Here is an 8,921-nt window from a genome sequence, read left to right as displayed (position 1 = left end):
CTCTCGAGCAGCACCAGGGCGATGGCCCCCATCAGCACCGCCCGCACCACCGAGGGCTGGGCCCCGGCCAGCAGCAGGAACAGGGCCATGGCCCCGCCGCCAAGGGCCAGCCGCGCCCAGCGGCCGAGGCCCCGGCCCATGGCCAGCACCGCCCCCAGCAGCACGCTGAGGTGGAATCCCGAGGCGGCCAGGGCATGGGAGAGGCCAGCGACACGGAAATCGGCCCGCAGCTCCGCCGGCAGGGGCACCACGGCACTGCCCAGCACCAAGGCCGCCAGCAGGCCGCCCCGCTCCGGCCCCGCCGCGGCCACGAATCGGGCGGCGATGCTGCGACGCAGATCGGCGATCGGGGTGGCGGGCCGGCGGAGCACCTCCAGCTGCTCCACCGTCAGGCGGGTCCAGCTGCCCTGGCGGGCCAGGCGCTCGGCGGGTCCGGCCAGCAGCGGATGGGGGGCCGGTCGGGGGCGGCGCAACTGTCCGCTCACCCGCACGTCCCAGCCCTCGCGCAGGGCTGGACAGGCGCGGAAGCTCAGCTCGCTGCGTCCTCCTGCCGTCTGCAGCAGCACCCGGCAGGGGCCGGCCTGGCCAGCAGGGGCGACCTCGGAAGCCGCGATCGCCGCCGGATCGCTCAAGAGATGTCCCGTCAGGATCGCCGGCTGGGGCCCATCCCCACCGGCGAGCAGCCGCAACGGATCCCCGGCGGCGGGCTGGAGCGGCCGCAACTGGGCCTGCACCAGCACCAGGAGCAGCAACAGCAGCGGCAGCAGGGGAGAACGGAGCATGCTCCAGGGTTCCCTGCGGCGGCGGTGGCGGCATTGGCGGTGGCCTCCCCCGGCGATCGTGTCCCCAAGCGGCGGTGCCGCCTGACAAGCCTGGAAAGACTTCTGTACAGCCTGTACAGGCTGGCGCACCACGCCAACGGCCAGGTGCCAGCGCCGAGGCGAAGCCCGCACCGTGCCGAAGACCAGCGACCGGAAAAGCTGATCAGCCGGTGGGCGCCAGCTGCCGCTGCTGCCATTTCAGAAACAGGGTGCAGACGATCACCGTGATCAACACATAGGCCAGGATGCCGGGAATCAGGCCCGGGATCCCTTGGCCGTAGATGAGGGCCAGCTGGGCCGCCAGCCCCGTGTTGCGCATCCCCGTCACCAGGGCCACGGTGCGGCGCTCCAGCGGATCCCGCCCGGCCAGGCCGTAGCCGATCGCCAGGCTGAGCGCACTGAGGACGGCCATCCCGGCCAGAGCCACCAGGTTCTGCTGCAGAAAGGGCACCAGTTCCCGGCCGCTGAGCAGCAGCAGGGCCACCATCATCCCCAGCAGCAGCAGGGTGGCCAGGGTGCCGAGCGCACGGCTGCAGCGCTGGGCCAGCTGCGGCTGCCACTGGCCCAGCAGCACGCCGGCGATCACCGGCAGCACCTGCACCTTCAGCACCTGCCCCGCCACCTCGGAAGGACGGATGCCCCATTCCGCCGCGTCCCAGCCCACCAGGCCGGCGCCGGCCCGGGACAGGATCTCCATCAGCGGGATGGTGACGATGGCCAGCAGCGCCGCGGCGATCTGCAGCCGCGCCGCCAGCTCGGCCGTGCCGCCACTGCTGCGCACCCGGAACAGGATCAGCGGGGCGCTGGGACAGGCCAGCATCAGGGCCATGGCCACCCAGGCAGGCCGTGACAGCACCCCCTGCATCGGCAGCAACACCAGCGCCAGTCCGGCCAGAGGCACCAGAACGCAGGTGCCGAGCAGCACCCGCCAGAGAAAACCGGGGCGATCCCTGAGCAGCAGGAACGGGTACTGCTTCAGCCCGAGCCCCAGGCTGAACATCAGGGTGACGATGGTGGCCGTGACCAGGACACCGGCGGCTTGGGGCATGGAGATCAACGGATGGGGGAACCCATGACCAGCAGTGCAAAAGCGAAGACACCGATGATCGTCAGGGAGATGGCCGTGAAGACGGTGATCGAGCGTTGGTCGACATAGACGAAGTCATCGCGGCGGATCAGCCTGAGGGTGCGCAGATGCTGACGGGTGGCCGCCGCCATCGCCACGATCCCGACGAGCACGAAGCCCATCGCCACCAGGCGCACACTCAGGCCGGCATGGGCGCTGCCATCAAAGCGGCTGCTGTTGATGGCACCGATGATCTTGTCGAGCCCGAAGCCGAAGCTGATCAGCGACAGGCAGGTGCGGATCCAGGCCATCATCGTGCGTTCAGCAGCGGCCCGATTGCGCTCCTTGGCGAGTTCGTTGGTGAGGTTGGCCATCAGGGGGAGGGGAGGTCGAAGGTGGAACTCTGCTGGCGCTGGGCCTCCTCGAATGTCTGTTCCGCCTCCACTTCCCGGCCCAGGAAGATGTTGAGGAAGGTTCTGATCACCGCGACCACCGCCAGCTTGATCAGGTTCTGGTTGGAAGGTGCCGTGGTGGTGGCAACGATATCGGCGGCCAGCTGAAACTCCAGCGCCATCGACAGCCAGCTGCCGAAGGTGAGGCGGACGCTGTTGAAGCGCCGTGCCTGGGGTTGGCGGCTGTGACGCAGGTGGAGCGTCTGGCGCAGGGTGACCACGAAACCGATCGCCACGCACACCAGCGAAACGCTCTCGAGCAAAAACCGAAGGCCAACGGCGAACAGCTCGAGCCACTCCGTGAAGGGGATGAAGGACATGGTTCAGCTCCTCACGATGCAGCGAAAGCCCATGTGGCAGGTGGAGGTGTCGATGCCCTGGGCCATGCGGGCGGCGGGCCGGTAGCGGCGGCAGTAGCTCGGAGCGCACAGGAAGGAGCCGCCCTTGACCACCTTGCGGGGGATGCTGCCGTGCTGGGAGGCGGTGTCGATGCTCTCCTGCCGCGAGGCACCGCGGGGGGATTCGATCGTGCAGCAGCCCCCCGCCTGCTTGTGGGCCTGCACGGTGGCGGCATGGCCGGCGTACCAGTCGTCGGTCCACTCCCAGACGTTGCCGATCATGTCGAGCAGGCCGTAGCCGTTGGGCGGGAAGCTGCCCACCGGCGAGGTGCGCTCCCATCCATCGAGCCGGCTGTTGTGGTGCGGGAAATCCCCCTGGAAGGTGTTGGCCATCGGCCGGCCGCCCGGATGGAGCTCCTCCCCCCAGGCGAACTCAGCCCCCTCCAGGCCGCCCCAGGCGGCCCGCTCCCATTCCGCCTCACTCGGCAACTGCTTGCCGGCCCAGGCGGCGTAGGCCAGGGCATCGGCGTGGGCCACGTGCACCACGGGATGGTGATCACGCTGCTTGATCGAACTGCCGGGCCCTTCCGGGTGGCGCCAGTTGGCCCCCGGCCGGTACTGCCACCAGCGGTAGGGATCCCCCGTGCCGATCGGGCCGGGCGGTGGCACGAACACGATCGAGGCCGGCGCCAGCCGCTCCGGCAGGGCATCGGGGTAGGCCGCCGGATCCGCCGGCCGCTCGGCCACGGTGGCGTGGCCCGTGGCCTTGACGAACTTGCGGAACTGGGCGTTGGTGACCGGAGCGCGGTCGATCCAGAAGCCCTCCAGCGCCACCCGGTGGGCCGGGGATTCTTCGGGGTAGTGGTGGTCGGAGCCCATCAGAAAGTCGCCAGGGGGAATCCAGACCATGTCCCGCGCCGGCGGGCGCCCCGGCCCGGAGCGGGCCGGGGCCGGGGAAGGCTTCAGATCCATGGCGACGCCTCGCAGCAGGTGGTGGATCAGTGACCGCCGCTGGCGGCGGAGGTCATCTTGTTCATCACCTCCTCGAGCGAGAAGCTGGCTGCCTTCTGGCGGGGCGGATAGTCCTGGAACGTGGCCAGGAACCGCCCCACGATCGTCTGGGCCGGCACCAGCGCAAAGGCGTGGTCGAGCATCCAGTCCCAGTAGGTGTTGGAGGTGATGTCGGCCCGCTCGTAGGGATCGGTGAGCAGGTTGAAGATCTTCGGCAGACGCAGGGCGATGAACGGTTCGGCCCAGATCTGCAGCGTTCCGGCGGCGCGCTGCTCCATGAACACGAACTTGAAGTTGTCGTAGCGCAGACCGGTGAGATCGCCGTCGTCGGAGAAGTAGAAGAACTCGATCCGTGGGCTCCTGTCGGCCTTGCCCGTCCAGTAGTCGAGCATGTTGTAGCCGTCGAGATGGATCTTGAAGGTCTTGCTTCCCACCTGATGGCCGGTAAGCAGCTTCTCCTTGATCTCCGGTTCGCCCGCAGCCGCCACCAGGGTGGGCAGCCAGTCGAGGTGGCTGACGATGCCGGTGAACAAGCTGCCAGGGGCGATCTTGCCGGGCCAGCGCACCATCGCGGGCACACGGTAGGCCCCTTCCCAGTTGGAGTTCTTCTCGTTGCGGAAGGGGGTCATGCCGGCATCGGGCCAGCTGTTCATGTGGGGGCCGTTGTCGGTGCTGTACATCACGATCGTGTCATCGGTGACACCCAGCTCATCGAGCAGATTGAGCATTTCGCCGATGCAGTTATCGTGATAGATCATCACGTCGTGGTATTCCGACTGCCACCGACCCGACTGGCCGATGTCCTGGGGCCGCGCGTGGGTGCGGAAGTGCATGTGGGTGGTATTGAACCACACGAAGAACGGTTCACCGGAGGCCACTGCATCGCGGATGAAGCGTTTGGCCTCGGTCATGAACTCCTCATCGCAATTCTGCATCCGCTTCTTGGTGAGCGGGCCTGTGTTCTCGATGCGCTGGGTGCCATCACCGTTGGCCCAGCAGTGCAGCACACCGCGGGGGCCGAAGTTCTTCTTGAAATCGGGGAAGTCTTCCGGTTTGGGATAATCACGCAGTTCGGGCTCCTCCTCCGCGTTCAGGTGGTAGAGGTTGCCGAAGAACTCATCGAAGCCGTGCATCGTCGGCAGATGCTCGTCGCGGTCGCCGAAGTGGTTCTTGCCGAACTGGCCGGTGCGGTAGCCGAGGGGCTGGAGCAACTCGGCGATGGTGGGGTCCTCGGCGCGGTAGCCAAGCTCGGCGCCGGGCAGCCCCACCTTGCTCAGGCCGGTGCGGAACACGCTCTGGCCGGAGATGAAGGCGGCGCGGCCGGCGGTGCAGCTCTGCTCGGCGTAGTAATGGATGAAGCGGCCGCCCTCGTTGGCGACCCGGTCGATGTTGGGGGTCCGGTACCCCATCAGGCCATCGCTGTAGCAGCTGAGGTTGCTCTGGCCGATGTCGTCGCCCCAGAGGATGAGGATGTTGGGCTGGCCGTTGGGCATGGCGGGGAACACCTGGCGGGTGAGGGAATGGGGTAAGAAGAAGGCTCAGGTCCCCAGTTGTCACGTGACGGACGCCACGCCTTCGGAGGACACGCCCCTAAAGGATGCACAGAGCGCAGCGATCCGAACACTCAAAAAGTGCGGATCCGCCGCTCCCGTCTCCCGTTCCATCCAGGACATCGCCCGCCTGGAAGGGGTGCTGAGTCCCCTGCTGCCGGTGCAGCTCACCCAGCTCGCCGGCGGCCGCCTGAGCAGCGAGCTGCTGGCCCTCGACCTGGAGGCGCTCCAGGTTGTGCGGCTGCGCTTCGATCGGCCGCTCCACGGGGGTGGGCCCAAACCCACCGGCCGCCAGCTGATCGCCCTCGACCTGGAGGAGAACCCCGGCCACCCCGTGATGCGCTCCCACGGGCTGGAGCTGCCGGCCACGGCGTTCTTCGGCCTGGCCGCCGCCGGCGAGATCCATCTCACCACCCCCGAGCGCTGCAGCCTGGCGTTGCTGAGCCTGGATCGGGAGCGGTTCCTGCAGTGGGCCCACGAACTGGGCGCACCGGGCCTGGAGGAATCGCTGGAGGGTGTCAACTGGCAGGCGATCGATCCGCTGCGCTTCCAGCGGGTGAGGGCCTGCCTGCGCCGGATCTTCCGTCTGGCCGAGCGGTCTCCGGCCCTGATGGGGGAGGCGGCGATCCGCCGCCGGCTGTGCGGGGATCTGGTGCCCCTGCTGGTGGAAGCCCTGGTGCATCGCACCGGTCACAGCGAGCGGCTGGCCCGGCCGCCGGCCCGGATCGAACTGGTGAAGGCCGCCCAGGCCTGGATGGCGGAGCATCCACACGAACCAATCAGCCTCGATGGGCTCTGCCGCCAGGTCGCGGCCGGTCGGCGCAGCCTGCTGCAGGGATTCCGGGAGCACCTGGGGATGGGCCCGATGGCCTACATCAAGATCCGTCGCCTGCACAGCGTGCGGCAGGCCCTGCTGGCGGCGGATCCACAGGCCACGAGGATCTGTGACCTGGCCGCTCAGTGGGGATTCATGAACGCAGGTCACTTCGCCCGCGATTACCACAGCCTGTTCGGCGAACATCCCCGAACCAGCCTCCGGGCCTGAACGTCCTGACCCCGACTTCCCTCCCCATGAACGAGAGAACGCCCCGCCTGGTCCCCGTCCTGGCCGGCCTGGCCCTGATGTGGCCGGCGGCGAGCCTGGCCGACCCGGCCCTGGGCCCCGCTCCGGAAGCCACTTGGGTCGGCCAGGAGCTGCGCCTGCCGCAACCGGCGGTGGCGGCCGCGCCGGAGACCGCTCAGGCGGAGCCGGCACCCGGGGAGACGGCCCCGGCCAGCCCGCCGCCCCCTCCCTGGAGCGGCACCGTCGAGCTGTACGGCTTCGCACCGCTGCGCACCATCGGTACCACCACGATCCGGGGCCTGGAGGCGGAGGTGGACCAGGACCTGGGGGAAATCCTCGACATCCTGCGGTTCGCCGCCTCCGCCCGCGGCAGCATCGAAAAGGACCGGGTGGGCCTGCAGGCGGACCTCTGGTACACCAGCCTTGGCGACTCGGCGGGGCGCCTGGTCGGCCCCCGGCAGCTGTTCACGACGACGGCCGACGTGGGCCAGACCCTGGGGATCTACGACGTCGCCCTCCGTTACCGGTTGGGCGAGCGGGAATCGGCCCTCGGCCGTCCCGGCGCCCTCACCGTGATCCCCTATGCCGGAGTGCGGCTCATCGACGGCCGCCTGAATCTGGCCGCCACCCTCGATGGCCCCTTCGGACGCACCCTGCTCGAGCCCACCCGCAACTTTCAGCGGACCTGGGTGCAGCCCCTGGTGGGCACCCAGGCCACCGTCTTCCTTTCCCCGCGCCTGCGGGCCTTCGCCCGCGGCGATATCGGCGGCTTCGGTCTGGGCGGCCAGCAGGACCTCAGCGGCAATGCCCAGCTGGGCCTGGGCTATGCGGTGGGCGACAACACCGATCTGAACCTGTCCTGGCGCTACATGGGCCTGAAATGGAACAACGGGGACCAGCAGGCCAACGGCTTTTCCGTCAACATGAACGGCATCGAAGTGGGGGTGAAGGTCTTCTTCGGCGGCGCGCCCAGAGGCTCAGCGGTGGCAGCGGCTCCGGACACGCTCCCCGCCGTGGCCCCCTGACCCAGACGCCCGGGGTGCCTCACAAGTTCGGCAGCTTGAGCATCAGCTCGCAGAGCTGCGGGCTGGGCAGCTCCTGACCCAGCAAGGGAGCCACCAGGGCGGCAAGGGGCCGCAGCCGGCACGGCCAGATGGCCCGCTCGGTGAGCCGGCCGGCCTGGAAGGCGCCGACCACCAGCACCCCCACCAGTAGGGTGCGTTTCACGCCGGCGGCACGCTCAGCAGGGGGAAGCCGAGAGCCCGGCGCTCCTCCAGCCAGGCTTCGGCCACCTGCCGGGCCAGATGGCGAATGCGGCCGATGGTGGCGGTGCGCTCGGTCACCGAGATGACGCCGCGGGCCTCGAGCAGGTTGAAGGTGTGGCTGCACTTGAGCACGTGGTCGAGGGCCGGAGCCGGCAGCCCGGCGGCCACCAGATCGGCGGCCTCCGCCTCATGCAGGGCGAACAGCTGCAGCAGGCGTTCGGGGTTGGAGGCCTCGAAGTTGTAGGTGCACTGCCCCTTCTCGAAGGGCAGCCAGATGTCGCCGTAGCTGCGCTCGCCGTTCCAGCGCAGGTCCCAGATGCTCTCCACGTCCTGGAGGTACATCGCCAGCCGCTCCAGCCCGTAGGTGATCTCGATCGACACCGGCCGGCAATCGAGGCCACCGCACTGCTGGAAATAGGTGAACTGGGTCACCTCCATGCCGTCGAGCCACACCTCCCAGCCCACGCCCCAGGCCCCGAGGGTGGGGGACTCCCAGTTGTCCTCCACGAAGCGGATGTCGTGGTCGGCGGCGTGGATGCCCAGCGTCTCCAGGGAGGCCAGATAGGTCTCCTGGATGGCATCCGGGGAGGGCTTGATCAGCACCTGGTACTGGAAGTAGTGCTGGGCCCGGTTGGGGTTGTCGCCATAGCGGCCATCAGTGGGACGCCGGCAGGGCTCGGGGTAGGCCACCGCCCAGGGCTCCGGGCCGATCGCCCGCAGCACCGTGTGGGGGCTCATGGTGCCGGCTCCCTTCTCGGTGTCGTAGGGCTGCAGGATCAGGCAGCCCTGGTCGGCCCAGAACCGGTTGAGGCTGGCGATGATGTCCTGGAAAAGCATGGCGGGCCGGTGGGTTCTGGCCAGGACGGCAGGAAGGGTGGCTCGATGCTGGCAGATCGGTGTTCCCGGATCGCTGCAGCCGACCCATCCGGCCGGTGCCTCAGGCCTGCAGTTCCAGCAGCCCCATCAGGCCGCCGGCCAGGGGCCGGTGCCGGGCCTCTGAGAATCCGGCGGCCCTGGCCAGCTCCTGCTGGATGGGGCCGGTGGGGAAGCGGGCCAGGCTTTCCTCCAGGTAGGCGTACTGCTCCGGCAGGCCCACGGCTCGGGCGGCCGGCACCACCAGACGGCGCAGGTAGAAGCGCTGGAAGGCCGCCGGGGCCGAGGCCGGATCGGGCCGGTTGAAATCCAGCACCACCGCCCGCCCGCCCGGCCGCAGCAGGCGTCGCAGCTCCACCAGGCCGGCGCCGGGATCGGCCAGGTTGCGCAGGCCATAGGCCATCACCGCTCCGTCGGCCCAGCCGTCGGCCAGGCCGGTGGCCAGGGCATCGCCCTGCTGCCACTGCAGGGGCAGCCAGGGC

11 protein-coding genes are annotated in these 8,921 nt (G+C 69.3%); 2 read left to right on the top strand and 9 right to left on the bottom strand.

Features of this window, described 5'->3' with window-relative positions:
- The 6 genes from VB739_RS15535 to VB739_RS15510 form a co-directional block, all read right to left on the bottom strand.
- A partial coding sequence (locus VB739_RS15535; RefSeq protein WP_323357933.1) for a ComEC/Rec2 family competence protein occupies window positions 1–782 on the bottom strand: 782 nt, incomplete at its 3' end.
- Window positions 783–984: 202 nt separating this feature from the next.
- A complete protein-coding gene (locus tag VB739_RS15530; RefSeq protein WP_323357932.1) occupies window positions 985–1,869 on the bottom strand; it encodes a sodium dependent transporter in 885 nt (294 codons plus the stop codon).
- A 5-nt stretch (window positions 1,870–1,874) separates the two neighbouring features.
- A complete protein-coding gene (locus tag VB739_RS15525; protein ID WP_323357931.1) occupies window positions 1,875–2,261 on the bottom strand; it encodes a YidH family protein in 387 nt (128 codons plus the stop codon).
- Entirely contained in the window at window positions 2,261–2,659 is a 399-nt protein-coding gene (locus VB739_RS15520; protein ID WP_323357930.1) for a DUF1622 domain-containing protein, read from the bottom strand. Before VB739_RS15520 ends, VB739_RS15525 begins: the two co-directional genes overlap by 1 nt.
- 3 nt (window positions 2,660–2,662) lie before the next feature.
- Entirely contained in the window at window positions 2,663–3,586 is a 924-nt protein-coding gene (locus VB739_RS15515) for a formylglycine-generating enzyme family protein (protein ID WP_323357934.1), read from the bottom strand.
- Window positions 3,587–3,675: 89 nt separating this feature from the next.
- The gene (locus VB739_RS15510; protein WP_323357929.1) at window positions 3,676–5,181 is read right to left on the bottom strand and encodes an arylsulfatase; all 1,506 of its coding nucleotides are present in this window, start codon (window positions 5,179–5,181) and stop codon (window positions 3,676–3,678) included.
- Window positions 5,182–5,377: 196 nt separating this feature from the next.
- On the opposite strand from VB739_RS15510, the gene VB739_RS15505 reads away from it, so the two are divergent.
- Entirely contained in the window at window positions 5,378–6,283 is a 906-nt protein-coding gene (locus VB739_RS15505; RefSeq protein ID WP_323357928.1) for a helix-turn-helix domain-containing protein, read from the top strand.
- A 26-nt stretch (window positions 6,284–6,309) separates the two neighbouring features.
- Window positions 6,310–7,326, top strand: a complete 1,017-nt coding sequence (locus tag VB739_RS15500; RefSeq protein ID WP_323357927.1) for a hypothetical protein — start codon at window positions 6,310–6,312, stop codon at window positions 7,324–7,326.
- Window positions 7,327–7,345: 19 nt separating this feature from the next.
- Here VB739_RS15500 and VB739_RS15495 read toward each other — a convergent pair whose 3' ends face one another.
- The 3 genes from VB739_RS15495 to VB739_RS15485 all read right to left on the bottom strand — a co-directional run.
- The gene (locus VB739_RS15495) at window positions 7,346–7,528 is read right to left on the bottom strand and encodes a hypothetical protein (protein ID WP_323357926.1); all 183 of its coding nucleotides are present in this window, start codon (window positions 7,526–7,528) and stop codon (window positions 7,346–7,348) included.
- On the bottom strand, window positions 7,525–8,403 hold the full coding sequence (gene glyQ / locus VB739_RS15490) for a glycine--tRNA ligase subunit alpha (protein ID WP_323357925.1): 879 nt from the start codon (window positions 8,401–8,403) through the stop codon (window positions 7,525–7,527). The genes VB739_RS15495 and glyQ overlap by 4 nt, the downstream gene beginning before the upstream one ends.
- 100 nt (window positions 8,404–8,503) lie before the next feature.
- On the bottom strand, window positions 8,504–8,921 hold a 418-nt coding region (locus VB739_RS15485; protein WP_323357924.1), incomplete at its 5' end, for a class I SAM-dependent methyltransferase.

The organism is Cyanobium gracile UHCC 0281 (genome assembly GCF_034931305.1).
GTDB lineage: Bacteria > Cyanobacteriota > Cyanobacteriia > PCC-6307 > Cyanobiaceae > Cyanobium > Cyanobium gracile_A.
This window is presented reverse-complemented; position numbering and strand designations above follow the sequence as displayed.

What these genes read in the sequence shown, in the direction of transcription:
- VB739_RS15520 (WP_323357930.1), bottom strand. Translation starts at nt 2,659, where the DNA reads ATGTCCTTCATCCCCTTCACGGAGTGGCTCGAGCTGTTCGCCGTTGGC.
- VB739_RS15510 (WP_323357929.1), bottom strand. Translation starts at nt 5,181, where the DNA reads ATGCCCAACGGCCAGCCCAACATCCTCATCCTCTGGGGCGACGACATC.
- VB739_RS15530 (WP_323357932.1), bottom strand. Translation starts at nt 1,869, where the DNA reads ATGCCCCAAGCCGCCGGTGTCCTGGTCACGGCCACCATCGTCACCCTG.
- VB739_RS15525 (WP_323357931.1), bottom strand. Translation starts at nt 2,261, where the DNA reads ATGGCCAACCTCACCAACGAACTCGCCAAGGAGCGCAATCGGGCCGCT.
- VB739_RS15500 (WP_323357927.1), top strand. Translation starts at nt 6,310, where the DNA reads ATGAACGAGAGAACGCCCCGCCTGGTCCCCGTCCTGGCCGGCCTGGCC.
- VB739_RS15515 (WP_323357934.1), bottom strand. Translation starts at nt 3,586, where the DNA reads ATGGTCTGGATTCCCCCTGGCGACTTTCTGATGGGCTCCGACCACCAC.
- glyQ (WP_323357925.1), bottom strand. Translation starts at nt 8,403, where the DNA reads ATGCTTTTCCAGGACATCATCGCCAGCCTCAACCGGTTCTGGGCCGAC.